This is a genomic window from Streptomyces sp. NPDC006259 (assembly GCF_042870975.1).
Lineage (GTDB): Bacteria > Actinomycetota > Actinomycetes > Streptomycetales > Streptomycetaceae > Streptomyces.
Window position 1 is genome coordinate 1,143,218 of sequence record NZ_JBIAHY010000002.1, and the last position, 25,054, is coordinate 1,168,271.

Consider the following 25,054-nt stretch of genomic DNA (forward strand, 5'->3'; position numbering starts at 1 on the left):
GAGGTGGCGGTCAGCGTGGTCGTGCCGACCCGTGACCGGACCACCCGACTCCTGCTCACCCTGACGGCCCTGGGACACCAGACCCTGGACCGTGAGCGGTTCGAGGTCGTCCTGGTCGACGACGCACCGGAGCGCGGTGCGGTGGACCAGGTGCTGTCCGCCCTTCCCGCGGGCCTGCCGGTCCGGTCGGCCACCACGGGCGGGCGCGGTGTGGCCTGCGCGCGCAACACCGGGGCCCGGCTGGCGCGCGGGGAACTCCTGCTCTTCCTCGACGACGACACCATGGCCACACCGGGGCTCCTGGAGGCGCACCTCGCGGCCCACCGGGGGACCGGTGCCACCGTGGTGCACGGCGCCGTCACCGACCTGTCCGCGTTCACGCTGACACCCGAACCCCGGCCCCTGCGGACGGCCCTGACCGGTGCCCGCGGCCGCACGATCGAGCCCGCCACCGTCGCCGATCTCGACTCCGCCGTCCCCCTGCTCGGGCCGCGCCGCTCGTTCATCGAGAGGACCGCCCGGCAGGTGACGCGGTCGCCCGAGTATGCCCCGCTGCGCTGGCTGAGCTGCATCGGCACCAGCACCAGCGTCCGGCGCACGGTGTTCGAAGGGGTCGGTGGCTTCGACGAGCACTACGGACAGCTGTGGGGTGGCGAGGACCTCGAACTGGGACTGCGGCTCGCCGCCGCGGGCGCCGCCTTCGAACTGCTCGACGAGACGTCGTACCACCTGCCGACGGCCCGCCGGGACACCGGCGACCTCCTGCCGAGGTTCTGGCGGCGGGTCGCCGACCGGCACGGCGACGCGCGCCTCGCGGACGTCGGTCCCTTCCTCGCCGGCCGGCTCTCCCTCGACGAGCTGGCCGCGCGGCTCGGTCCCGCGGACCGTGCCCTGGCGCCCGGGACGGCGGTTTCATGACGCACCCGAAGGCAGGCGCGGTGATCGTGGGCGGTACGGCGCCGCGGTCGCTGGACGGTCTCCGCTCCCGGCGGGACCTGTCCGTCCTCGCCGCCGGAGAGTCCCTGTCCGCTGCCTTCGTCGACGTGCTGTCCGCGGCGCTGGACCGCCTGCCCGCCGCCCTGCGCGGCGGTGTGCCCGTGGTCATGGCGGCCACGGACTACTGCGTGGCCACCACCTCCCAGTACGTCGGCCGGTGCGTGGAGGCGGAGGCGGGGGGCCGCAGGCTGCGGCCGTCCGAGGCCATGACCCCGGAGCCGGCGCAGCTGATCCAGGAGCTGGCGGAGGCCAGTGGCTGGAACGGGCCGGGCCATGTGCTGATCAGCCCGCGCGCGGCCACCCTGCAGGCGGTGCGCTGGGCGTGGGGCGCCGTCTCCGCGGGGCTGCATGAGGCGATGGTCGTGTGCGAGGTCGTACGGGCCGCGCACGAGGACGGCTACCGGATCGCGGCCGTCCCGGTGACCGCCGCCGACGGCGCCCGCGTCCCCACGACCGGCGGACCCGGCGGATCGTCCGTCGTCGTCTCCGGCACCGGCCTGGTCACCGCCTTCGGTGACGGGGGGACCGCGTTCTGGCAGGGCCTGCTGGAGGGCCGGCGGGAACTGTCCGAGCTGACCCGGTTCGACGCGTCCCGCTTCCGCAGCAGGACGGTGTGCCAGACGCGGGTGGAGGAGCTGCCCGGGCGCCCGACCCGCCGTGCGCTGCTGGACCGGGCGCGCTCGGAGGCGCTGCGGGAGGCAGGACTCGACGAGCTGCCGGGCCGGACCCTGCTGGTGTCGGCCGGGGTGGTCCCGCACCTCCCGCAGGTCGGCGACGCCCCCCGGATCGACGAGATAGCGGTGGAGCCCGACTGGGACGGAGACGGATCGGGTATCGCCCCGCCGGACGCGGTGCTGATGGCCCACGCCTGCGCGTCGGGCGCCTTCGGGCTGGCCATGGCACGCGAGTGGCTGCTGTGCGGCCTGGCGGACGTGGCCCTCGTCACCGGGGTGTCGTCCCTCAACGCCTACGACTACGCCTGTCTCGACGTGCTGCGCGCGACGAGTACGACCGCCGCCCGCCCGTTCGACGAGGACCGCTCCGGCGTCACCGTCGGGGAGGGCGCCGGGATGATCGTGCTGGAGACCGCCGAGCGCGCGGCGGCCCGCGGCCACACGCCCCTGGCGACGCTCAGCGGGATCTCCTGTCGGGTGGCGGGAACGGGCATCAGCCGGCTCAATGCGCACATCGGCGCCGCCTGCATGCGCGACGCGCTGGCCATGGCCGGCCTCACCACCGTCGACTACGTCCACGGTCACGCCCCCGGCACCCGACAGGGCGACGAGGCCGAGCTGCTGGCGCTGGACCAGGTCGGCGCCGAGCACGACTGGCGGGGCGTCCCCGTCAGTTCGTACAAGGGAGCGGTCGGCCATCTGCTGCACGCCTCGGTGTTCCCCGGTGTCGTGGCGGCGGTCCGGGCCCTGCGTCATCAGGTGCTTCCGGGAACCCCCGGGCTGCGCAAGCCCCTCGACGCGCGGCATGTGCGGGTGCTGCGGGATCCGGAGCCCTGTGACGGGATTCGTTCCGTGCTGGTGAACAACTTCGGGTTCGGCGGCAACAACGCCGCGCTCCTCCTGACGGGGGGCGCGGCCGGGCGCAGGGAGTGGAGTACGGATGGCTGACGCGGTGCTGATGACACCACGGGAGATCCTCACCGGGTTCTCCAGTGTCAACAACCAGAACGTCCTGATTAACGACGAGGAGTACCTCCGCCTGGACCCGGCGATGCGCCTCTTCTACGAGAAGGTCCGGGAGAACCTGGGGGTGGCCTGCATCGCCGGTCACCTGAGGTCGTGCGGCTACTCGGTGCGGGCGCTGAACCTGCACGGGCGCAACCCCAGCGACGAGGTGATCACCGACCTCATCCGGCGTGAGCGGCCGAAGTTCGTCGGGATCAGCATCATGTACGACCTGCACATCGTCGACGCGGTGCGGTTGCTGCGCTGTGTCCGTGAGGCCGATCCGTCGGTGTTCGTGGCGATCGGCGGGGCGTTCTGCACGTACAACGCCAAGCTCATCGCCGCGCGGATCCCGGAGGCGGACTGTGTGGCCTTCGGTGAGGGTGAGCTGACGGTGGAAGGCCTGATGGAGTGTCTGGCTGCGGGGCGTGACTGGCGTGGTGTGCCCGGGCTGTGGTTCTGGCAGGAGGGCCGGGTCCGCAGCAGCGGCCCGCCCAAACTCCCCGATCTCACCAAGGAACCCTGGCCGGCCCGGGACCTGCTCGTGCACCACCGCAAGAGCGGCATCCCCACACCGGTGGCGTCGACCTACACCAGCCGCGGCTGCCACGCCAAGTGCACCTTCTGCTACGTGCCCCGGGCGCCGGGTGTCGTGACGGGCAACGCCTGGCGGGTCCGCTCGCCGGTCGACGTCGTCGACGAGATCGAGTACCTGCAACGGGACTTCGGCACCCGGTTCCTGTGGTTCAACGACGACAACTTCGGCGGCGCCTTCCAGGAGGGCTACCACCACGCCGTCGGCTTCGCCGAGGAGATCCTCCGCCGCGGCCTGGACATCTCCTTCCACTCCGAGTTCCGCGTCGACACCGGCCTCATCGACCGGGAGGCCCTGCACACCCTGCGCAGGGCCGGCATGGCTTCCGCGCTGCTCGGCATGGAGACCGGGGCCCCGGGGATGGCCAAGCGGTTCCGCAAGGGAACCATGGTGGAGTACAACCTCGACGCCGCCCGCCTGTTCAAGAAGGAGGGCATCGAACTCGAGCCCGGCTGGATCATGGTCGAACCGGGCACGACCCTCGACGAACTCTGGGAGAACCTGAAGTTCATCGTGGCCGCCGACATCGCCGTGAGCGAGAACCCGTTCTCCTTCATCAGCCGCGCCATCGCACTGCGCGGCACGGAGATGTACGACAAGATCGCCGACCCGACTCCTCCGGAACTCCCGGGCGTCGAAGGGCCGGCCAGGGACGTCCTGCTGGAGGCCCGCCGGGAGTACCGCATCCCGGACCCGCGGGTCGAGGACGTGTGGGCGGCCTGGAGCAAGGTGAGCGCGGAGGTCGCCGACCACAAGGAGGAGCTGCCCTTCGTCGCCCAGATCATCGTCGACGCCACCAGGGCGCGCAGGTCCCGGGGGGAGCAAGGGCTGCGCCCGCTGCTGAGCCGGCTGCGCGGGTGGGCCGACGGCCTGCCGGACCTGCTGGTGGCTTTCCTCAACGTCGGGCTGCTCCTCGCGGACGAGAACCCGCCGCGGCTCGCCGAGCGGCTCGAGGCCGAGCTGCGCACGCTGGTCGACGCCTACGACCGCAGGGTCCTGGGCGAGCCCTACCAGGTGTTCGTCGAAGAGACCAAGAGGCTGTGCGGAGAGCAGGCCATGGCCGGCTGACCCGGCTGTGTCGGGACGCGCACATGAAGAGAGAGGAGACCGGTCATGGCGGATGTGGTCCTGCTGACCCCCCGAGAGATCCCCACCGGCGCCGCGAGCCTGAACAACCAGAACGTCCTGATCAACGACGAGGAGTACCTGTCCCTGGATCCGGCGATGCGCCTCTTCTACAAGCGGGTCCGGGAGAACCTGGGGGTGGCCTGCATCGCCGGTCACCTGAGGTCGTGCGGCTACTCGGTGCGGGCGCTGAACCTGCACGGGCGCAACCCCAGCGACGAGGTGATCATCGACCTCATCCGGCGTGAGCGGCCGAAGTTCGTCGGGATCAGCATCATGTACGACCTGCACATCGTCGACGCGGTGCGGTTGCTGCGCTGTGTCCGTGAGGCCGATCCGTCGGTGTTCGTGGCGATCGGCGGGGCGTTCTGCACGTACAACGCCAAGCTCATCGCCGAGCGGATCCCGGAGGCGGACTGTGTGGCCTTCGGTGAGGGTGAGCTGACGGTGGAAGGCCTGATGGAGTGTCTGGCTGCGGGGCGTGACTGGCGTGGTGTGCCCGGGCTGTGGTTCTGGCAGGAGGGCCGGGTCCGCAGCAGCGGCCCGCCCAAACTCCCCGACCTCGCCAAGGAACCCTGGCCGGCCCGGGACCTGCTCGTGCACCATCGCAAGAGCGGCATCCCCACACCGCGCGCGTCCACGTACACCAGCCGCGGCTGCCACGCCAAGTGCACCTTCTGCTACGCGCCTCGGCAGCCCGGAGTGGTGGACGGGCCGTGGCGGGTACGGCCGGTGGAGGACGCGGTCGACGAGATCGAGTACTTGCAACGGGAGTTCGGCACCCGGTTCCTGTGGTTCAACGACGACAACTTCGGCGGCGCCTTCCAGGAGGGCTACCACCACGCCGTCGGCTTCGCCGAGGAGATCCTCCGCCGAGACCTGAAGATCACCTTCCACTGCGAGTTCCGCGTCGACACCGGCCTCATCGACCGGGAGGCCCTGCGCACCCTGCGCAGGGCCGGCATGGACCTGGCACTCCTCGGCATGGAGACCGGGTCGCCCGGCATGATGAAGCGGTTCCGCAAGGGGACCACCGTCGAGTACAACTTCGACGCCGCCCGCCTGTTCAAGCAGGAGGGCATCGAACTCGAACCCGGCTGGATCATGATCGAACCGGGCACGACCCTCGACGAACTCTGGGAGAACCTGAAATTCATCGTGGCCGCCCGGGTGCACGAGAGCGAGAACCCGTTCTTCCTGATCAACCGGGCCATCGCACTACGCGGAACCGAGATCTACGACAAGGCCACGCGGTACGAGGAGCCCGACATCCCCGGAGTGGAGGGCGCCGCCTGGGAGGTGCTGCGGCACGCCCGCCGCGACTACCGCGTCGAGGACGAGCGGGTGGAACACCTGTGGACGGCCTGGAGCCGGGTCTCCTCGGAGATCAACGACCGCAAGGAGAACGAGGTCCCGTTCCTCGCGCAGAGCATCGCGGACACCGTCCGGGCCCGACGCGGCACCGGCGCCGAATCCCTGCGCCCCCTGCTGGGCCGGCTGCGCAGCTGGGACCAGGGGCTCGCCGGGCTGCTGATCGCCTTCCTCAACGCGGGGCTGCTGCTCGCGGACGAGAACCCACCCGGACTCGCCGACCGGCTGGAGAGCGAACTGCGCGCCATGATCACCGCTTACGACCGCGAACACCTCGGCCACGCCTTCCCGGACTTCGTCGTCGAGACGGCGAAGGCGTGCGGCGAGCACGCCCTCGCCCAGGTGAGGGGCTGAGGCGATGACCCGCGAGCGAATCCGGTTCGCGGCCGTGGGCTGCGGCAGGGTCTTCCAGCGCTACCACCTGCCCTGCGCCGACGAACGGGACGCCATGGAACTGGTGGGTCTGGTCGACGCCGACGTCGAACGGGCCCGGTCGCTGACGGCGGACCGCCCTCAGGTGTGGACCGGCACGTCCGTCGACCGCCTCATCCACGAGACGCGGCCGGACCTGATCAGTGTCTGTACGCCCAACGACGCCCACGCCGAGCCGGTGCTGGCGGCGCTGGACGCCGGCATCGCGGTGCTGTGCGAGAAGCCCCTCGCCGCCACGGTGGAGGAGGCGCGGCGGATGGTGGCCCATCCGGCGGCCGAGAAGCTGCTGGGGGTGAACATGCCCTTCCGTTTCCATCCGTTGCTGGAGGCGTTCGCCGACGCGGCACGGTCCGGCGCGCAGCGCGTCGACTTCTCCTTCGCCACCCCCGGCAACAGGGTGTGGCGGGCCTGCACGCCCTGGTACGGCGACGCACGACGGGCCGGCGGCGGCGCCCTCCTGGACCTCGGGCCACACGCCCTCGACCTGCTCATGACGGTCTTCGGACCGCCGGACGTGGAGGCGTGCGAGGTGGACGCGCCCGGCGTGGAGGAGCGGGTCCGGCTGGACCTGTCGTTCCAGGGAGTGCCGGCGACACTGCGTATCGACCGGGCCGCGCGCAGACTGGAGACCTCGGTCACCGTCACCACCGCGGACGGTGACCACGTCCTGGACCTGCGCCGCAACGAACTGCGCCGGGCGGACGGCACGGTCCAATCAGCCGGACAGGGACCTGAACTCGCAGCGATCTCGGCCTACTTCGACCTGGTGACGGGCGCTCCCGCCCCCCATCCGAAGGTGACCGCCCAGGAGGCCCTGGAGGTCCAGCTCGTCGTGGAGTCGGCCTACCGGCGCGCCAGGACCTCGACGGCGCTCCTGCCGCAGGGCAGGTGACGGTCGGTCATCGGAGGAAGCGGGCCACTTCGGCGCAGAAACGCTCCGGTTCGGTGCGATGCACGTAGTGGCCCGCGTCGATGGCCAGCAGCCGTCCCCGGGGCACCGTCTCGGCGACCTCGGCCAGCAGGGAGCGGGGGACCGGGCTGGACAGTCCGCCGCTGATCACCAGCGTTTCGGCGGTGACGTCGGCGAGCCGCCGCCACCACACGGGGTCCGCCTTCCGGAGGTCGTCGATGACGGGGCGTACCGCGGCGCTGTCCAGCTCTCCGGCCCGGCGCAGCTCGCGGAACTCCTGGTACAACGAGATGACGTGCGCCTGTCCGTCGGCCGGCCCGGACCGCGCCCGCAGCTCCGCCTCCGCCGCCGCGTCCCGTGGCGGCGGAGGCGTGTCCTCGATCACCAGCCTGCGGACCCGTGAGGGATGGCGCTGGGCGATGAGCCAGGCCACATGCCCTCCCATGGAGTGGCCCACCAGGTCCACCTCGTCCAGGCGGTGCCGGTCCAGCAGGGACAGCACGTCCCGGTACATCAGCTCGAAGGTGTACGCGTCCGCCCGGGGGCTGCGCCCGTGTCCGCGAAGGTCCGGTACGAACAACCGGCGTCCCCGGAGCAGCAGCGTGGAGACGAGCCGGTCCCAGCTCCGTCCGGTGTTCCCCAGCGCGTGGAGCAGAACCGCCGGTCTCCCCGCCGGATCACCGGTGACCCGGCAGTTCAGCGTCACCGGTGCCTCGCTCGCCCCGTCCTGACCCGGTGTCTGATCCACGTCACGCAGCACTCCGCGATGCTATCCGCCGGGGGCCGTGACAGACAGAGGCCAAGAGCGGGGCCCGGCCGGCCATGCGCGGATTTCGGCCGGTCGGCGAGGGCGTCCGCCCGGCCGACCGATCCGTCCTTCCGTCCTTCAGGAGCGTGAACTGCTCACGAGGTAGTCCACGATGGCCGTGACCGTCTGTTGGTGCCAGACCAGGTTGGCCGGCAGCTTGCGCTCCAGCAGCCGTTCCAGGCGGCGGCGGATGACGATCGCCATCACGGAGTCCATGCCCGTCTTCAACAGCGAGCGGTTGGGGTCGAGTTCGGCCGGGTCCAACTTCATCTCGCTGACGATGACGGAGACCGTCTGCTCGTGCAGCAGAGCCCGCAGCGCCTCCTCCGACAGCTCCTCGGACGGCCGGGCCCCGGCCGATGCTCCCTCTCCCGCCGCCCCTGTTGGGTCCTCGTCGGCGAGGTCGCGCAGCAGGCCCGTACGGCGGACCCCGTCCGGGAGCGGCACGGTGCGCAGCACCGCGAGGGACGCGGCGCCGGTCCGGCCGGCGAGGTCCCAGGCGGCGAAGGCCTCGGGTGCCGTGATGTCGCCGACACCGTGCGCCTGGAGCTCGGCGTCCACCGCGGCGTTGGCCGCCATGCCCATGCCCCGCCAGGAGGTCCACGCCAGGCTCATGCTGCCGACGCCACCGAGGGTGTGGTCGTACCCGGCCATGGCGTCGAGGAAGGCGTTGGCCGACGCGTAGGCGGCCTGGCCGGTGAGGCCCAGGTACTGTCCGCACGACGAGAAGTGGACCTGGAAGTCCAGAGTGCCCGGCGGGAACAGCCGGTGCAGCGTCAGGGCACCGCCGGCCTTCGGCCGCATCACCGCCGCCAGGGCGTCGGCGTCGAGCCGGTCGACCAGCTGGTCCTGCAGCACGCCGGCCGCGTGCACCACCCCGCGGACCGGGGGCATGCCCAGCGCGTCCGGGGTCAGAGCGGCGGCCGCCGCCTCGGCGTCGGACAGGTCCAGGGACAGCACCCGTACGGTCGCCCCGAGGGCCTCGAGCCTGCGGACGGTCGCGACGCGGCGCGCCTGGACCTCGTCGGTGACGGCGTCCCACTCCGAACGGGGCGGCAGGGCACCGCGTCCGGCAAGCACGAGGCGGCGTGCGCCACGCTCCACCAGCCACCGGGCGATCTCCCCGCCCAGGCTGCCCAGACCGCCCGTGACGAGATACGTGCCGTCCTGCCGGCACCGCAGCGGGGCGCGGTCCGCCCCCGCGCCCTCGGAGCGGACCAGCCGGTTCGCCCACGCCCCGCCCTCACGGACGGCGACGACGTCCTCGCCCGGGTTCGCGGCGACCACGCGCAGCGCGGCGACCAGGTCGTCCCCGGTGGGCCGTGGGCCGAGATCGACCGTGCCGCCCCACAGTCCGGGGTGCTCGCCCCCGACGACCCGGCCGAGACCCCACCGGGCCGCCTGAGCCACCGCCTCCAGCCGGTCGGCCTCACGGACACCGCGGGTCAGTGACCAGAGCCGCGCTGCACCGGGCGGCCACGTGCCCAGCCGCCGCGCCGCCGACGCGAGCTGCCACGCCTCACCCACGGCGCGGTCCGCGGCCTCGGTCTCCCCGGCCGGACGGTCCGTCAGGGGCAGCAGGAGCACGTCCACGGGACCGGGAACCCGTCCGCGCAGGCCGTCGAGACCGTCCGGATCCTCCGCCACCAGGCACGGGATCCCGTGCTCGTCGGCCGTGGCCCGCAGTGCCGCCGTCAGCTCCCCGTGCCCGCCGACCAGCACCAGGGACCGGTGCGGGCGGGGGGCGTCGGAGCCGTCGAGGGGGAGGGGCTTCCAGTCCGTCCGGAACAGCAGTTCCCCGGGCGGGGCCGGGCGGGCCTCGGCCTCGCCGCCCGCGTACCGAACCCCGGCCAGCACGGCCACGGTCCGTCCGTCCTCCGCCGTGATCCGCACACCCACCGAGCCCCTGCCGTCGACGTACGCCTCGAGGCGGGCGCGGGACGGGGGCTCGCCCGTGGTCCACACGCGGCCGACGCCGGCCACAATCCGTAGCGCGGCGGGTCCGGGGAAGGCGACGGCCGCCATGGACAGCGCGGCGTCGAACAGCGGGGCCCATGTCGCCGGGGTGGACGCCGACTCGTCGGCCGCGACGACGTCCGCGCGCAGCCCGTCCGGGACCCGCTCCAGACGGTCCACGCGCCAGGGGAAGGCCATGCTCGGCACGCCGACCGAGGCGAGGCCGGTGGCGATCCGGTCGGAGGGGAGCGCCGTCCCCGGTCCGGCCGCGGCCGGCGGAAGGGGTGGCGGCGGGGTGTCGCCGGACACGGACGCCACCGCGTGGGTCAGCGACGACCGCTCGTCCTCGTCCGGCCCGTCCGCGCCCGGATCGCCAGGACCCGGCTCCTTCGGGTCGGCGGTGCGGGACAGCAGGCGGATCACGCCGTCCTGCGCGATCACGTCGACGTCCTGGGCCGTGGACAGGGTCAGCGGCAGCTCGAACGACACGTCGGAGAGGCCGCCCGTCCCCCGGCTCCCGCCGGCCGCGTCCAGGAAGGTCTGGAGGACGACGGCCGCCGGGACGATCTCCACGCCGTGGATGGTGTGGCTGCCCGGATACGGCCGGGACTCCAGGTCGACGAGGGTGCGCCAGAGGTCCAGCGGCGTGGTCCCGGCCAGCGTGGTACGCGGCCCCAGCAGGGTGCGGCTCGTCGGATCGTGCCGCCCCCGGTCGGCCCGGTGGACCGGCAGGTCGCGCCAGTACCGCTGGCGCCGCCAGCTGCGGACCGGCAGCGACAGGGGCCGCGCGCCCGGAGCGGAGGGCCAGTCGAGGGAGACGCCGTGGCAGTACAGCAGCCCCGCGTTCAGGAGCAGGTGTTCCCGCTCCCCGGTGTCGCGGCGCAGGGAGGCGGCGAGACAGTGGCGGTCGGCCCCGACCGTGTCCAGCGTCTCCTGCACGGAGTGCCGCACCACCGGATGGGCCGACACCTCCAGGAACGTGCGGAACCCGTCCTCGGCCGCCGCGGCCACGGCGCCGGACAGCCGTACCGGGCTGCGCAGATTGGTCGCCCAGTAGGTGCCGTCGCGGACGGCCGCGTCGCGCGGGTCGTCCAGCGCGGTGCTGTAGACGGGGATGCGGGGGGCGTGCACGGTGAGGTCGGCCGCGGCCTCGGCGAGCTCCTTCATCAGGGGTTCCATCTGCGGGCTGTGGAAGGCCACGTCACTGTCGACGCGGCGCACCAGCAGGGACGGGTCCGCGGCCAGCTCCCGGGCGAGGGCGTCGATCTCCGCGACCCCGCCGGCCACCACGGTCGTGGTGGGTGAGGCGAGGACCGCCGGCGCCACGCCGTCGGTGCCGCCGAGCCGTGCCGCGGCCTCGTCGGCGGGCAGGCCGATCATCAGCATGCCGCCCGCGCCGGCCACCCGCCGCAGCAGGACACTGCGCCGGCACACCAGCCGGGCGCCATCCTCCAGCGACAGGATCCCCGCCGTCGCGGCGGCCGCGATCTCCCCCATGGAGTGGCCGATGACGGCCGCGGGCTGGACCCCGAGCGACCGCCAGACGGCGACCAGGCCCATCTGCACCGCGTAGATCATCGTCTGGGCCACGTCCACGCGGGTGACGTCGCCGTCCTCGATGAGTTCCCGAGCCGTCGTGCCGAACTCCTCGGCGAAGACCTGCCCGATCCGGTCGATCACCTCGGCGAAGACGGTGTCCGTGGCCAGCAGTTCGCGGCCCATGCCCGGCCACTGGGCGCCGGTCCCGGAGAAGACCCACACCACCTTGTCCAGGCCCTCGTCCGTCACCGTGCCGTCGGCGAGGCCGGGCGTCGGGTCACCGGCGGCGAAGCCGCGCAGCCTGCCCTCCAGCTCCGCGCGGTCGGCGGCGACGACGGCGACCCGGCGGTCCAGATGGCTGCGCCGGGTTCCCAGGTGCTGCGCGAGGGAGGCGAGCGGAACGCCCGCGCCCGGCCCGTCCAGCCAGTCGGCGAGCCGGGCGGCGTCCTCCCGGACGGCCGCCCCGGACCGGCCGGAGAGCGGGAACAGGCGGGGCGACTCCGGGACGACCCCGGACGCGGCGGACGGCTCGGGTCGTGCGGGCACCTCCTGCGCGGCCGGCGGTGCGCCCTCCAGGACCGTCCGTGCGTCCTCGGGGACCGCCGGTGCCTCCTCCAGGACCGCCGGTGCCTCCTCCAGGACCGTCGGTGCGTCCTGCGAGGCCGCCGGTGCCTCCTCCAGGACGACGTGGGCGATGGTGCCGCCGTAGCCGAAGCTGGAGACACCCGCTCGGCGGGGGCGCTCCCCACGGGGCCACGGGGTGCGCTCCTGCGTCACCCGCAGCCGTGACTCCGCCCAGGGAATGCGCGGGTTGGGGGTGGAGAAGTGCACGCTGGGCGGGATCTCCTCATGGACGAACGCGAGGATCGTCTTGATCATCCCGGCGATCCCCGAGCCGGCCTCCAGGTGCCCGATGTTGCCCTTCACCGAGCCGATGAGGCACGGGTTGTCCGCCGGCCGGCCCGCGCCGAAGACCGCGGCGAGCGCACCGGCCTCCAGCGGGTCGCCCGCGACGGTTCCGGTGCCGTGGGCCTCGACGTAGTCGACGGTCTCCGGGGCGATGCCGCACCGCGCGTACGTCCTGCGCAACAGGTCCGCCTGCGCCTCGCCGTTGGGCGCCATGATGCCGGCGGTCCGGCCGTCCTGGCTCACCCCGCTGCCGCGGATCACCGCCAGGACCCGGTCGCCCGCCCGCTCGGCGTCCGAGAGGCGCTTCAGGACGAGGACACCCGCCCCCTCGCCCCGGCCGTAGCCGTCCGCCGAGGCGTCGAACGGTTTGCTGTGGCCGTCCGGCGAGGTGGCACCCGCACGGGCCAGGGTGACCGAGAGGCCGGGCGCCACCATGAGGTTCACGCCCGCGGCCAGCGCCACGTCGGACTCCCCGCAGAGCAGGCTCCGGCACGCCAGGTGGACTCCGACCAGGGACGCGGAGCATGCGGTGTCCACGGCGAGGCTGGGGCCGCGCAGGTCGAGGCTGTGGGAGATGCGGTTGGCGGTGGCGCACAGGGCCGCGCCGATACCGGTCCAGGGCTCGATACGGGCGAGGTCCTCCAGCAGCCGGCGCCCGTAGTCGTCCGAACCGACGCCCACGAAGACTCCGCAGTCGGTGCCGCCCAGACCGAGGGGCGGGATCCCCGCGTGTTCCAGGGCCTCCCACGCCAGTTCCAGCAGCAGCCGCTGCTGGGGGTCCATCAGTTCGGCCTCGCGCGGCGCGATCCCGAAGAACTCCGCGTCGAAACCGGCGATGTCGGCGAGGAAGCCGCCACGGGTCGGGGTCTCCCGTACGACGGCCGCGTGCTCGTGCCCGGTGTCCGCGTACGGAGCCCAGCGCTCCGCTCCGTCGCCGATGCCGTCCCGGCCCTGGACGAGGAGGTCCCAGAAGGCGTCGGGGGAGTCGGCGTCACCAGGGAACCGGCAGCTCAGCCCGACGACCGCGAGGGGCTCCCCGCGCCCGTCGGCTTGCCCCCGCGGGGCCACCGAACTCGTCACACCGGGCTCCCCTCAGCGCCCGTGGCGCGCCAGGCGGGAGGTTCCAACACCGTGACCACGGCCGCCGTGATCATGAGTCCGGGGCCGGCGCTCAGCAGCAGGAGGTGGTCACCGGCGTTCACCTGCCCGTCCTCGACGAGGTGGTTGAGCTGCAACCCGACATCGGCGGCGCCCGCATGGCCGACGTCGCGGAAGAAGTCGACCGAGCCCAGCGACGCGTCCAGGCCCATCGGCCGCAGATGGCTGTCCAGGAAGTCCGTGGTGCCCGCCCCGAGATGGAGCACCTTCGACAGGTCCGCGACGGTGATCCCCGCCTCGCCCGTCACCTGCTCGACCAGCTTGGCCCCGCTCGCGCCGTACTCCTGGCCGATCTCGGACGCCTTCGGGCCCAGTTCCTCGACCATCGCCTCCAGGTGCTCGTTCATGTCGAGTGCGCGCCCGGTGGTGACCGCCGGAGGGAAGATCGGCTCGTGCCCGCGGTTGAGGATCTCGAACTGGGGCAGCGACACCGACTCGACGGAGCGCAGCGCGGCCCAGCCGGACCGCTTCGACAGGACGACCGCCGTGGCCGCGTCGGCGAGCACCGCGTCACGGTGGGCGTACCACCGGTCGACCGAGGGGGCGCCGAAGTTGTCCGCGCTGCTCACCACGGCGCCGGTGCGGGACGGCGCGCACAGCAGGTACTGGGTGGCCATCTCCAGGGCGGCGAGGAACGCGTTGCACCCCTGCTCCACCGTCAGCGCCGGCACGGGGGAACCGAGGGTGGAGCGCAGGATGTAGTGGGGCGCCGACCAGCCGTCGGGGCCCTGGTGGTACGCACAGGAGTGGACGAGGATGTCGATGTCCTCAGGGCCGAGGCCCGAGCGGTCCACCGCCTGCCGGACGGCCGCCACCGCCATGTCCGGCGCGGAGGTGCCGTGGGCCACGGCGATGTTCCGCCACCCGCAGGACTCCATCCGCTCCCGGTCGTACGCGCCGCGCCGGACCGCCTCCTCCACGCTCACCCTGGGCGGAATGAACGCCCCGGTCCCGGCCAGGAAGATGTTCTCTGTTCTCACTCTCACATGTCCTCACTGACCGGTCCGGGGCCTGATGACCTTCCCGGTCTCGGTGGTCGGCAGTTCCGCCCTGGAGGCGAAGGCGTGGGGGACCCAGGAGGGCGACAGCCGCTCCCGGCAGAAGCGCTCCAGCTTGTCGAGGTCGACCGTGTCGGGCGTCACCGTCGCCCTGATCCGCTGTCCCAGGACGGGATCGTCCATACCGGACACCAGACAGGTGGCGACATCCGGGAAGGCGAGCAGGACGGCTTCGATCTCCTCGGGGCTGACCTTGGCGCCCGCGACGTTGATGCTGGTGGACAGGCGCCCGGCGAGGACGAGGTTCCGTCCTTCCCAGCGGGCCAGGTCGCCGGTGGTGAACCCGTCCCGCAGCGGGGTCGCGTCGACGGCCCCGCCCTCGGCGTACCCGAGCATCATCGACGGCGACCTGACGGTCACCAGCCCCGTCACGGCGTCGCCGGCACCGTCCCCGGTCCCCGGGACCGGGGAGAGTCCGACGCGCACACCGGGCAGGGGGGCGCCGGGCCCAGGAACGCCGGGCTGCCACGGGGCCGGGCGGCTCACACAGATCGGCCCGGTCTCCGTGGTGCCGTAGACCTGGCCGACGTGCCCGCCGAGCCGGGTCGCGACCAGTTCGGCGGTGTGCGCGTCCAGCGCCATGCCGGCGGAGAGGAAACCGATCGCGGGGCCGTCGTGCGGGCCGGTGCGGGCGGCCTTGGCGAGCAGCCGCAGCATCGGCGGCACACCGACGAACAACGTCACGTCCCCGGCGGCGATATCGCGTAGCAGCAGCCGCGGCTTGTCCGGCGTCGTGCAGCGGACGGGCGCGCCCGCCAGGGGCGCGGCGACGGCGCACAGGCCGAAGCCGTACGCGTGCTGGAGGGGTACGGGGCACAGCAACCGGCTCTTTGGCCCCAGCCCCAGAGCCGTACGGTAGTGCTCCGCCTCGGCCAGCAGAGCGGCGGCGGGGCGCAGCGCGACCCGGGGGTACCCGGTGGTGCCCGACGTGATCTGCGCCGTCGCCGCCTCCTCGAAGGCGGGCCGACGGGCTCCTTCCCGGCCGACGCTCAGAATCCTTTCCCCCCAGTCCGCGGCCGTGACCGGGAAGGCCGGCGACGAACTCGGGGCCGAGAGGAAGTCGAGCGGACAGCGTTCCTGGATCCGCTGGAGTTCCCACGGCGTCAACCGGCGCGAGAGCGGCACCGCGACCGCGCCGGTGGAGATGATCGCGAACACGTCGCCGACGAACTCGGCCGCGGGCCAGGCGACGGTTCCCACCAGGGTGCCCGGCCCGACGCCGGCCTCCCGTAGGGCACGGGCCCTGGCGTCGACGCGCTCGGCCAACTCCGCCGCGCTGGTGGTCCCGGAGTCGTCGCCGATCAGCGGCGCGTCCCCGGCACGGGCGCTCTGGGCGCGCAGCAGGGAGAGCAGCTCCGCACGAGCGGCGGTCATCCGAGACCGGTCAGCGCGCGCCGCAGCGCCCCTACCGCCTTGTCGAGGACGTCGCCGGTGTGCGCGGTGCTGAGGAACCACGGCTCCAGCGCGTTCGGGTGGAAGTAGACGCCCTCCCGCTGGGCGAGCGTCTGGAAGCGGCGGTGCCGGGAGAAGTCGACGGCCTCGGCGAGGTCGCGCAGGGTGTCGGCCTTCTCCAGTGGTTTCCTGAGCAGGGCCACGCCCATCAGGGTGCCGACCCGGGCGATGTGCACGGGCCGCCTCTCCACGGCGAAGACCTCGCGCACGGCGTCCTCCGCGTCGGCGCCGATGGCCTCGAGCTCCGCGTAGAGGCCGGACAGCGCGCGGATCTTGGTCAGTACGGTGACGACCGCACGCAGGGCCGCGTGGTTTCCGGCGTAGACGCCCGCGTGGTGCGCCTCGTTCGTGGCGAGCATCCGCATCGCGGCCTTCCGCCCGCCGAAGGCGGCGACCGGGAAACCCCCGCCCATGACCTTGGACAGGACCGTGAGGTCGGGCTCGACGCCGTACAGCTCCTGCGCCCCTCCTCGGGCGACCCGGAAACCGGTGATCACCTCGTCGAAGATCAGCATCGCGCCGTTGCGCGCGGTCAGGTCGCGCAGCAGCTGGAGGAAGCCGGGTACCGGGGCGATCACCCCGGCGTTGACCAGAACCGGCTCCAGGATGACGGCCGCGATCCGGTCACCGTCCCGCGCGAAGAGCTCCTCGACGGCCTCGGCGTCGTTCCACGGCAGCTGCGCGGTGTGGGCGAGGGCCTCGGGGATCATTCCGGGCGCGCCCGCGACGACGTCCGTCGGCCGGGTGCCCTGTATCTGGAGCGTGGTCTTGCCCGCGCGCAGGACGGTCTCGCTCCAGCCGTGGTAATGGCCTTCGAAGGTGACCACCAGGGAGCGGCCCGTGGTGGCGCGCGCCAGCCGCAGCGCGGAGGTGACCGCCTCCGTGCCGGAGTTGGCGAACCTGACCTGCTCCACGCCCGGCACCAGTTCGGCCACCAGGGAGCCGGCCTCGGCGTCCAATTCGTGCGGCAGGCCGGTCATGTGGCCCTTGGTGAACTGGTCGGCCACGGCGTCGGCCACGTCGCGGTCGGCGTAGCCGAAGAGATGCGGACCGTAGCCCATGTTGAAGTCCACGAGTTCGCGGTCCTCGACATCGCGGATCAGGCAGCCTTCGGCACGCCGCACGACCAGTGGCACGGGGACGGCCGCCGCACGCATGCTGCTGCTGACACCACCGGCGATGACCTCTTTGATGTCCTCCAGAAAATCGGCGTTCGTCCGACGTTCGGCGTCCATGGCACCCACTGAAATCCTCCAGCTTCGGCGGCCTGATCCGGCATCACAGAATGCCCCAGGGATATCGGGCCCGACAGCGGTCGTTACCGGAATGGCCGGATCGCGGGGGTGATCGGCCTGTCTTGGATGGCAGTATCGGACGGGCTGATCGGCGCGCGTCGCTGAGGAGGAATGTGATGTCGTCTCGGGACGTCGCCGTGGTCACGGGGGCGGGATCGGGGCTCGGGGCCGCCATCGCCGTACGGCTGGCCGCCACCCACGACCTGGTGCTGACCCATCTGACCCGGGACACCGGGCTCGCCGACACCGCTGACCAGGCGTCAGCGGCCGGCGCGGACGTCGTCGCCACCGTGGTCGGGGACCTCACACACGAGGAGACCGTGGACCGTCTCGGACAGGCCATGGACGCCTGCGGGCCGAGACTGGACGTCCTGGTCTGCAACGCCGGGGCGTACACCTACACGCCCTGGCAGGACACCACGTGGGACGACGTGCGCTCGGCCGTGGACGTCAATCTCCTGGCGCACATCGCCTGCGTCCGTGCCGCCACACCCCATCTGGTGGCGCGCGGAACCGGCCGGATCGTGGCCGTCTCCACGGTGCTCACACAGATCGGGCGCGTGGAACTCGCCCCGTACATCGCGGCGAAAGGGGGCCTGGAGGCATTCGTTCGCGCCCTGGCCCGCGAACTCGGCCCGCACGGCATTACCGTGAATTCCGTCAGACCGGGATCGATCGAACTGAGTACCGGGCAGAGGTCCCACCCGGATTACCCTTCCTGGCGGCGACGGGAATTCGCCCGACAATGCATCAAACGGCATGGACGCCCCGAGGACGTGGCCGCGGCCGTTGCGTTTCTGACTTCTCCCGGAGCCGGTTTCATCACGGGCCAGGGTCTGACCGTCGACGGCGGCTGGGATCTCCACTGACCTGCCCACGCAGGCCGATCCAAGGAACCATGACGCGAATGGCGCACGAACAGGAACAGAGCTCCACCACCCGGGTACTGCTGGTGCGGCACGCCCAGTCGCATGCCAGCGTGAAGAAGCTGATCGCCGGGTCCCGCACCTGTCCCGGTCTCACGGAGCAGGGGCGGGAACAGGCCGCCCGGCTCTCCGCACGGCTGGCGGCCGAACCACCGCGGCCGCGGGCGCTGCTGACCAGCCCGGTGCGCAGAGCACGCGAGACCGCCGAAATCCTGGCGAGCGGGCTGGAGCTCGGGGCACCGGTCGTCGAGACGGAGGCGCGGGAACTCGACTTCGGGGCGGCCGAGGGTCTCTCCATCGACGAATACCAGCGTGTGCACGGGGCGTTCGACATGACCACCCATCCCGACCGCCCGTTCGCCCCCGGCGGTGAGACCTGGAACCGGTTCCGGGCACGGGCCGGCCGGGTCGTCGACGACCTGGTCTCCCGCCACCGGGGCGGAACGGTCCTCGTGGTGTGCCACGCCGGGTTCGTCGTCGCCGTGATGTCCGCGCTGCTGGACGTCGTCCCGCCCGTGCTGTTCACGGACTCCACACCCGCCGCGACATCGATCAACGAGTTCGTCCACGACGGCTCACGGTGGCGCCTGCTCCGGTTCGACGACGCGCGGCACCTCGACATGGCCGTATGAGAACGGCGGCACCTCGACACGGCCGTATGAGGACCGCGGCACCTCGAAGTGCCGTACGAGAAAAGTGGCACCTCGTCTCGGCCGTACGAGGACACCCGGTCCGTCCGGCCGGCGACCGCCCCGGAAGCGGACGGCTGCGCCCCGGTCCGCCGACGGGTGGGCCGGATGGATTCACTGCTGCGGGCCGCGCTTGCGTTCCATCATGTGGCGGCCCAGCGCCTTCTTCTGCTTCCAGCTCCGCAGGATCTCCGCGCTCAGTCGCGCGTCGCTCCGGGCGGCGATCCGCTCGTTCTCGCGGAGCAGCTTGTGGTAGTTCTCCAGCCGCCTCAGGGGCAACTCACCCTCCTCGACCGCCGCGAGCACCGCGCACCCGGGCTCTCCGTGGTGCGCGCAGTCGGGGAAACGGCAGTCCCGGGCGAGGGACTCCACGTCGGTGAAGGCCTGCGCGACGCCGTTGTCGGCCTCCCACAGTCCCACCCCGCGCAGCCCCGGGGTGTCGATCAGGACACCGCCGCCCGGCAACGGCAGGAGGTCGCGGGTCGTCGTCGTGTGCCGCCCCTTGCCGTCACTGTCCCGCGTGGCGTCGACCCGCTGCGCGTCCGCTCCCGTGAGCCCGTTGACGAGGGTGGACTTGCCGGCACCGGACCGGCCGAGGAGAGCCGCGGTGCCGTCGACGAGGGCCGCGAGGGCGTCCATGCCCTGCCCCGTGGCCGCGCTGACCGACAGAACGCGCGCTCCTGGTGCCACCCTCTCCGTGTCCTCGACGAGATGGGACACCGTCACCGGGTCGGGAACCAGATCGGCCTTCGTGAGGACCACCACCGGCTGCCCGCCGCTCTCCCACGCCAGGGAGAGGAAACGCTCGACGCGCCCGAGATCCAGCTCGTCGGCGAGCGAGACGGCGATGAGCACCTGGTCGATGTTGGCGGCCAGGACCTGACCCTCGGAGCGCTGCGAGGAGACGGCACGGACGAACGCCGTGCGCCGCGGCAGGACCACCCGGACGACCGCCTGGTGCGGGTCGAGCGCCACCCAGTCCCCGGTGCAGGGGGTCAGCAGGGGATCGGGGGAGGCCACGGGCCCTATGCCCGCCCGAACGGTCGTCACCCGCCCGTCCTCGGCGGCGGTGACGGTCTCGCAGCTCCCACGGTCGACCCGCACCACACGGCCGGGCCGGAGACCGTCGGCCTCGTGGGGGGCGAAGTCGGTGGCCCACGCGTCGTTCCAGCCGTACCGGTCGAGGGGATGGGAGGCAGTGGATGCGGTCAAGCTCGCCCCTCCAGAGGGGTGTGAGGGCGGCGGAACCGGCGAAGGGTGCGTGCACCGGCTGCTCGGGCCCGCAGTCTAGTCCCCGCACGCCGGGCACATGAGGGGCCGGCCGTACCCGGCGAGGACCGCCCGCGGGGGTGGTCAGCGGTTCGGCCGTCCCCCGCGAGGACCGCCCGCGGGGGTGGATCAGCGGTGGCCGGCCACCGCGTCCGACGCGGACAGGTCGCACAACGCCTCGCGGTCCGGACGCGCGGTCCCGGTCAGCAGGGCCGCCACATGCTTTCTCGACCGTACGGGGCGAGACGGCCGGCGATGGCCCTGTTGCTGAAAGGGTTCCGCCGGCAACGGGAAGACCTCGTACTCACGGACCGTCACCCCCAGCGCCCGCAGCGGCGCCGGAACGCGTCCGAGCCGCTGCCGGACCGACACACCGGCCTGGCAGCAGGGACCGGCACGCGTCGTTCGGTGCCGCCACTGCCGCCACTGTTGGCGGCTTGACGGATGAGTCGGGTGAGGGATCCGATGCGGCCTGCGGCGCGTCGGCGGAGGTAGGGGGGCGTGGCGGGGGAGGGCACCGGGCTTGTGCTGTTGGAGACCGAGGTTGCTTTCGATGCCGGTGATGACGTCGCGGAATGGTTCGCGTGGTGCCTGGCGTGCGGGGGTGATGAGGGTGGCGCGTCCGGTGAGGAGGGCGCCGCGGATAGGCGGGTGATGCTCCTGCATGATCTGATCTGTCCGGGGCGGACGGTGCGAATCTGAGTGTCGACGCCGGGCGAGGGCGGCCTCGGTGCGGGACCTCCGCGCGCGACGGGGGTGGCAACGTGGCACCGTTCGTCACTGCACGTGGCCTGGGTGAGCCGGAGAGGGCCCGTGCCGTGTTCTGCTCCGGTTGCATCCGTGCCGAAGCCGCACAGGCTGGAACTGACGGAACACGCACGCGAAGGTCCACTGACCTGGATCACTTCTGGCAGCGCAGAAGCGGCGGAGGGAGCCTCCATGACAGGCCGGCCCAACAACGATCATCATCACCGGAATCCCCTGCGTCCCAACGCCCCCAAGTCAGAGCGAAGGCCCGAGGACATGGCCGCCGAGCGGGCCCGGCTCTCAGGGATGCGCGCCCGGCGCCGCCTGAAGGACGTACCGGAGACCAGGCGCCGCAAGTTGGTGGAGCGGAGTCTCGATCTGGGCCTGTCCTCGGCGCCCTCGATCAATGACCGCGACATCTCGTTGTTCTCCCGCAGCCTGGACCCGATGTTCGCGGGGATCAACACCTTCCTCAAGTCGCCGTACGTGGAGAACGTCAGCGACACCGGCCGGTTCGACGTCGCAGTGGTCGGAGTGCCGTTCGACATGGGCACCACCTACCGCTCGGGCGCCCGGTTCGGCCCCGAGGCGGTGCGTCGCATTTCCGCGCTGTACGACTCCTACAGCCCTGACCTGGGCATGGACCTCCTCGAGGAAATCACGATCGGTGACGCCGGCGACATCTTCGTCATTCCGGCCAACATCGAGAAGACCTTCGACCAGGTCGACCTCGGCATCTCCCACCTACTCGACACCGGCACCTTCCCCGTGATCATCGGCGGCGACCACAGCATCGGCTACCCCGATGCCAAGGCGCTGGCCAAGCACATCGACGGACGCCTGGGCATCATCCACTTCGACCGGCACATCGACACCGCGGTGACCACGATGGACGAGCGCATGCACACTACGCACTGGTCCCACGCCACCGACCTGCCTAATGTCCCGCCGGCCAACCTGGTCCAGATCGGCATCGGCGGATGGATCGGCAACCACTCCGGCGTACAGGTCGCCGAGGAACGCGACACCACCGTCATCACCATGGCCGACGTCGAAGAACTCGGCATCGACCATGTCCTGGACATCGCCCTGGAGATCGCCTGGAAGGACGCCGACGCCGTCTACCTGTCCTTTGACATCGACGTCGTCGACCCCGGCTACGCGCCCGGCACCGGAACACCCGAGCCCGGAGGCATGTCCCCCCGGGAAGCCCTCAAAGCCGTCCGCAAGGTCGCGCAGGAGGGCCTGATCGGCATGGACCTGGTCGAGATTTCCCCGCCCTACGACGTCTCGGACACCACCTCTCAACTCGGCGCCCGCGTCATCATGGACACCCTTGCGACCCTGGTGGAAAACGGCCACCTCGGCAAACGCCTCAGCCCTGACCAACGCGCCGACGACGAAGCCCGCCGCGACCGCGAAGCCGGCATCGACGACTCCTGACCCCAGCATGTGCCCCTCGGCCCGCATCCCTGTCCCGATCGCGCCGCCGTACAGGGCGTCGGCGAGCACAGGTCCGGTAGGCCGCGGGGCTGCATTTCGGCTGGTGGACCGAGGAGGGCACGGTCCTGGACGCTCCCGCGACCACAAGTCCACTCGCGCACCTCGCGCCGGGCGCCGGCGTCGACCAGCTGGCGTTCGCCGCCCGGCTCACCGCCGCCGACCCCGAGGCCACCGGCGACGTCGCCGCGTTCCACGCCCGCGCCCGGTTCGGGCAGAGCTGATTTCACCCTCCGCTATGTCCCAGCCTCCCTGATTCCATCGGGACAACCTGTGAGGTCTGGGTGAGCCCGTGGGGCCGTTTCCCCAGGCAGACGCGTTTCCGGGAGGCGACCTGTAACCCTGTGGCACAGGGGGAGCCGCACGCTCCCTGTCCTCTGGCAAGTGATCTTGACCGATGGTCAAGCGATCGGATGCCCCATCAGGACTCAGCTCTCCGCCTGGACCTCGTCCGCCTGCATACCCCTTTCGCCCTGCACAGCCACGAAGGTCACCTTCTGGCCTTCCTGGAGACTCTTGAAGCCGTTCCCCTGGACCGCCCTGAAGTGCACGAACAGGTCCGGACCCGATTCCGGGGTGATGAAGCCGAACCCCTTTGCGTCGTTGAACCACTTCACGGTGCCGCTCTGCCGCTCTGCCATGTCCACTCCTTGAATCGCCTGCCGTAGCCGGACGTGCAAGACACCCCGACGAGCTGATCATCGCCGACTGGAGGACGGGAATTCGGCACAAGCATCGCCACGGGAAGTGATCGGAGCTAAGCGGTCAAACTCATCTGGCAAACGATCAAGGTCGCGTGCCAAGGGTCACTCCCGAAGGCGTGTCACGCTGACAGAGCGCGAACGTGAAACCGTGGGCCAGCCCGGCCGGCTCACGTCAGGGCCGGTCGCTCCGCGGTGCTTCGCCAAGCCTTCCTCTCCGGTGCACCCCCGGACGATTGCGAGCCGATCGGCCCACCGAAGAGCCAGTGGGCCAAGCGGACGAACGAACCACATCTGTTTCCTGAGAGCCCCTCGTGCTGACCCGCCTCACGTGGTGGCGGTCTGGATGTGTGCGAGCCCGGCGTTGAGGAGGTGGCGCAGGCGGGCTGGTGTGGGGGCGATCGCGGTGATGAGCAGTGCGGGTCCGTTCGCCAGAGGGGTGAGGACGGCGTGCCCTTGGGTGGGGTCGTCTTCGAGGAGGAGTGGCTGGTGGTGGGGGTTGAGACGGGGGTCGACGGCGAGGAGTTGTCCGGCGGCGCGGTGGGCGCCCAGGATCGCGGGACCGTCCCAGGCGGGGGCTGGTTCGCCGTAGATGGTGTGCTGGTCGAGGAGTAGCTGGCCGTCGCGTCGTACGGTCAGGCGGGTGGAGAGGTGGCCGGGGGGTTCGGCTGTGCGGCCGAGGAGTTGTTCCTCGCGCAGCAGCAGCCGGGACGTCGAAGCGAGTTCTACGGTGCAGGTCTGGTGCAGGGTGCTGCCGCGTGTGCTGATCAGCGGCTGGGGAAGCCAGTTGAGGGAGGAGTTCTCGCCGAGGGTGAGGCGGACGTCGTAGCTGGCGGGTGCGGTGGTGGGTCCGCGCAGGGCGATGGTGGCGGCGGCCGTGGTGACCTCCAGTTCACAGCCGGCTGCGGCCGTGACATCGAGTGCGAGGCGGTCTCCGCCCAGGGGTGCGCTCATGGCCCCGATCACGCTGACCCGTGCCCGCCCGTCGCGGGGGCGCAGCCGGCGCAGGTGGAAGGGGCCGTCACTGTGGAGGAGCGGGACGGTCGTGGTGCGGCCGTTGTGTCGGGCTCGGATACGGGCGGTGGCGTGGACGCCGGGGGGTTGGGGAGTACTGGCGTCACCCTCGGAGTTGCCGGACTCATGCGCTGGAGCGGCACTGTGCGTCTCGTCGGCGTCACCTGCCGGTTGGTGGCTGGGCGGGGCTGGTGCTGTGAAGGAGAGTTGTGCGGTGCCGGTCACGCGGCACCCTCGGTACGCCAGGCGGCCAGGCGTGCGGTGATCCAGTCGGCGATGGGGCCGATTCCGTCGCTCGTGGTGAGGCTGGTGAAGACGACCGGTCGGGTGCCGCGCTGTTTTTTCGCGTCGGCGGCCATGGTGTCCAGGTCGGCTCCGACGTGGGGTGCGAGGTCGGTTTTGTTGATGACGAGGAGGTCGGCGGTGGTGATGCCGGGGCCGCCTTTGCGGGGGATGTCGTCGCCGCTGGCCACGTCGATCACGAACAGCTGGGTGTCGACGAGTCCGCGGGAGAAGGTGGCGGTGAGGTTGTCGCCGCCGGATTCGACGAGGATCAGGTCCAGGGGGTGCAGCGATTCCTCGAGCTGTTCGACGGCTTCGAGGTTGGCGGAGATGTCGTCGCGGATCGCGGTGTGGGGGCAGGCTCCGGTTTCCACGGCGGTGATGCGTTCCGGGGGCAGGACGGCCTGGCGTCGCAGGAATTCGGCGTCCTCGCGGGTGTAGATGTCGTTGGTGACCACGGCGATGGAGAGCCGGTCGCGCAGCGTGCGGCACAGTGCGGCGACGGTAGCGGTCTTGCCGGAGCCGACGGGTCCGCCGAGGCCGACGCGCAGTGCGCGTCGGCTGCCGTCGGGGCGCATGGCGTCGGCGCTGTGGGTGTGGCGGTGGGGGAAGATCGCGGGGTGGTCGAGGTGCACGGTGACTC

At 72.0% G+C, this 25,054-nt stretch carries 17 protein-coding genes; 8 read left to right on the forward strand and 9 right to left on the reverse strand.

Features of this window, described 5'->3' with window-relative positions; genetic code table 11:
- Positions 1-3: 3 nt before the first annotated feature.
- The 5 genes from ACFYO5_RS10930 to ACFYO5_RS10950 are packed head-to-tail and all read left to right on the forward strand — an operon-like array spanning position 4 to position 7,090.
- Positions 4-918 (forward strand): glycosyltransferase, encoded by a 915-nt coding sequence (locus ACFYO5_RS10930; protein ID WP_388706828.1) that lies wholly within the window; start codon positions 4-6, stop codon positions 916-918.
- Positions 915-2,618: a beta-ketoacyl synthase N-terminal-like domain-containing protein gene (locus ACFYO5_RS10935; protein ID WP_388706831.1), complete on the forward strand. Its 1,704-nt coding sequence runs from the start codon at positions 915-917 to the stop codon at positions 2,616-2,618. Before ACFYO5_RS10930 ends, ACFYO5_RS10935 begins: the two co-directional genes overlap by 4 nt.
- Positions 2,611-4,338 carry a B12-binding domain-containing radical SAM protein gene (locus tag ACFYO5_RS10940; protein ID WP_388706834.1) on the forward strand — a complete coding sequence of 576 codons (1,728 nt, stop codon included), beginning with the start codon at positions 2,611-2,613 and terminating at the stop codon, positions 4,336-4,338. The genes ACFYO5_RS10935 and ACFYO5_RS10940 overlap by 8 nt, the downstream gene beginning before the upstream one ends.
- Positions 4,339-4,383: 45 nt before the next feature.
- Positions 4,384-6,120 (forward strand): B12-binding domain-containing radical SAM protein, encoded by a 1,737-nt coding sequence (locus ACFYO5_RS10945; protein WP_388706836.1) that lies wholly within the window; start codon positions 4,384-4,386, stop codon positions 6,118-6,120.
- 4 nt (positions 6,121-6,124) lie between these two features.
- Entirely contained in the window at positions 6,125-7,090 is a 966-nt protein-coding gene (locus ACFYO5_RS10950; RefSeq protein ID WP_388706839.1) for a Gfo/Idh/MocA family protein, read from the forward strand.
- Between the two features lie 7 nt (positions 7,091-7,097).
- On the opposite strand, the gene ACFYO5_RS10955 is transcribed toward ACFYO5_RS10950, so the two are convergent.
- The 5 genes from ACFYO5_RS10955 to ACFYO5_RS10975 all read right to left on the reverse strand — a co-directional run bounded on the left by ACFYO5_RS10955 (position 7,098) and on the right by ACFYO5_RS10975 (position 17,223).
- Positions 7,098-7,856, reverse strand: a complete 759-nt coding sequence (locus ACFYO5_RS10955; protein WP_388706841.1) for an alpha/beta fold hydrolase — start codon at positions 7,854-7,856, stop codon at positions 7,098-7,100.
- Positions 7,857-7,994: 138 nt separating this feature from the next.
- On the reverse strand, positions 7,995-13,400 hold the full coding sequence (locus ACFYO5_RS10960; RefSeq protein ID WP_388706843.1) for a type I polyketide synthase: 5,406 nt from the start codon (positions 13,398-13,400) through the stop codon (positions 7,995-7,997).
- Positions 13,397-14,458: a ketoacyl-ACP synthase III family protein gene (locus ACFYO5_RS10965; protein WP_388706846.1), complete on the reverse strand. Its 1,062-nt coding sequence runs from the start codon at positions 14,456-14,458 to the stop codon at positions 13,397-13,399. The genes ACFYO5_RS10960 and ACFYO5_RS10965 overlap by 4 nt, the downstream gene beginning before the upstream one ends.
- Before the next feature lie 12 nt (positions 14,459-14,470).
- Entirely contained in the window at positions 14,471-15,910 is a 1,440-nt protein-coding gene (locus ACFYO5_RS10970) for a class I adenylate-forming enzyme family protein (RefSeq protein ID WP_388706849.1), read from the reverse strand.
- Positions 15,907-17,223, reverse strand: a complete 1,317-nt coding sequence (locus tag ACFYO5_RS10975; protein WP_388706852.1) for an aspartate aminotransferase family protein — start codon at positions 17,221-17,223, stop codon at positions 15,907-15,909. Before ACFYO5_RS10975 ends, ACFYO5_RS10970 begins: the two co-directional genes overlap by 4 nt.
- A 176-nt stretch (positions 17,224-17,399) precedes the next feature.
- On the opposite strand from ACFYO5_RS10975, the gene ACFYO5_RS10980 reads away from it, so the two are divergent.
- Together ACFYO5_RS10980 and ACFYO5_RS10985 are read left to right on the forward strand one after the other, a co-directional pair.
- Entirely contained in the window at positions 17,400-18,152 is a 753-nt protein-coding gene (locus ACFYO5_RS10980; RefSeq protein ID WP_388706855.1) for an SDR family NAD(P)-dependent oxidoreductase, read from the forward strand.
- Between the two features lie 38 nt (positions 18,153-18,190).
- Entirely contained in the window at positions 18,191-18,841 is a 651-nt protein-coding gene (locus ACFYO5_RS10985) for a histidine phosphatase family protein (protein WP_388706857.1), read from the forward strand.
- 171 nt (positions 18,842-19,012) lie between these two features.
- Here ACFYO5_RS10985 and rsgA read toward each other — a convergent pair whose 3' ends face one another.
- On the reverse strand, positions 19,013-20,110 hold the full coding sequence (gene rsgA, locus ACFYO5_RS10990) for a ribosome small subunit-dependent GTPase A (RefSeq protein WP_388706860.1): 1,098 nt from the start codon (positions 20,108-20,110) through the stop codon (positions 19,013-19,015).
- 996 nt (positions 20,111-21,106) lie between these two features.
- Between rsgA and speB the strand changes: the two genes are divergently transcribed.
- Positions 21,107-22,357: an agmatinase gene (gene speB / locus ACFYO5_RS10995; protein ID WP_388706862.1), complete on the forward strand. Its 1,251-nt coding sequence runs from the start codon at positions 21,107-21,109 to the stop codon at positions 22,355-22,357.
- Positions 22,358-22,842: 485 nt separating this feature from the next.
- Here the strand turns inward: speB and ACFYO5_RS11000 are convergent, their stop codons facing one another.
- The 3 genes from ACFYO5_RS11000 to ureG all read right to left on the reverse strand — a co-directional run bounded on the left by ACFYO5_RS11000 (position 22,843) and on the right by ureG (position 25,046).
- Positions 22,843-23,055: a cold-shock protein gene (locus ACFYO5_RS11000; protein ID WP_388706865.1), complete on the reverse strand. Its 213-nt coding sequence runs from the start codon at positions 23,053-23,055 to the stop codon at positions 22,843-22,845.
- A gap of 387 nt (positions 23,056-23,442) precedes the next feature.
- Complete coding sequence (locus ACFYO5_RS11005; protein WP_388706868.1) at positions 23,443-24,069, reverse strand: urease accessory protein UreD; 627 nt, start codon at positions 24,067-24,069, stop codon at positions 23,443-23,445.
- Between the two features lie 281 nt (positions 24,070-24,350).
- A complete protein-coding gene (gene ureG, locus ACFYO5_RS11010) occupies positions 24,351-25,046 on the reverse strand; it encodes an urease accessory protein UreG (RefSeq protein WP_388706871.1) in 696 nt (231 codons plus the stop codon).
- Positions 25,047-25,054: the final 8 nt, after the last annotated feature.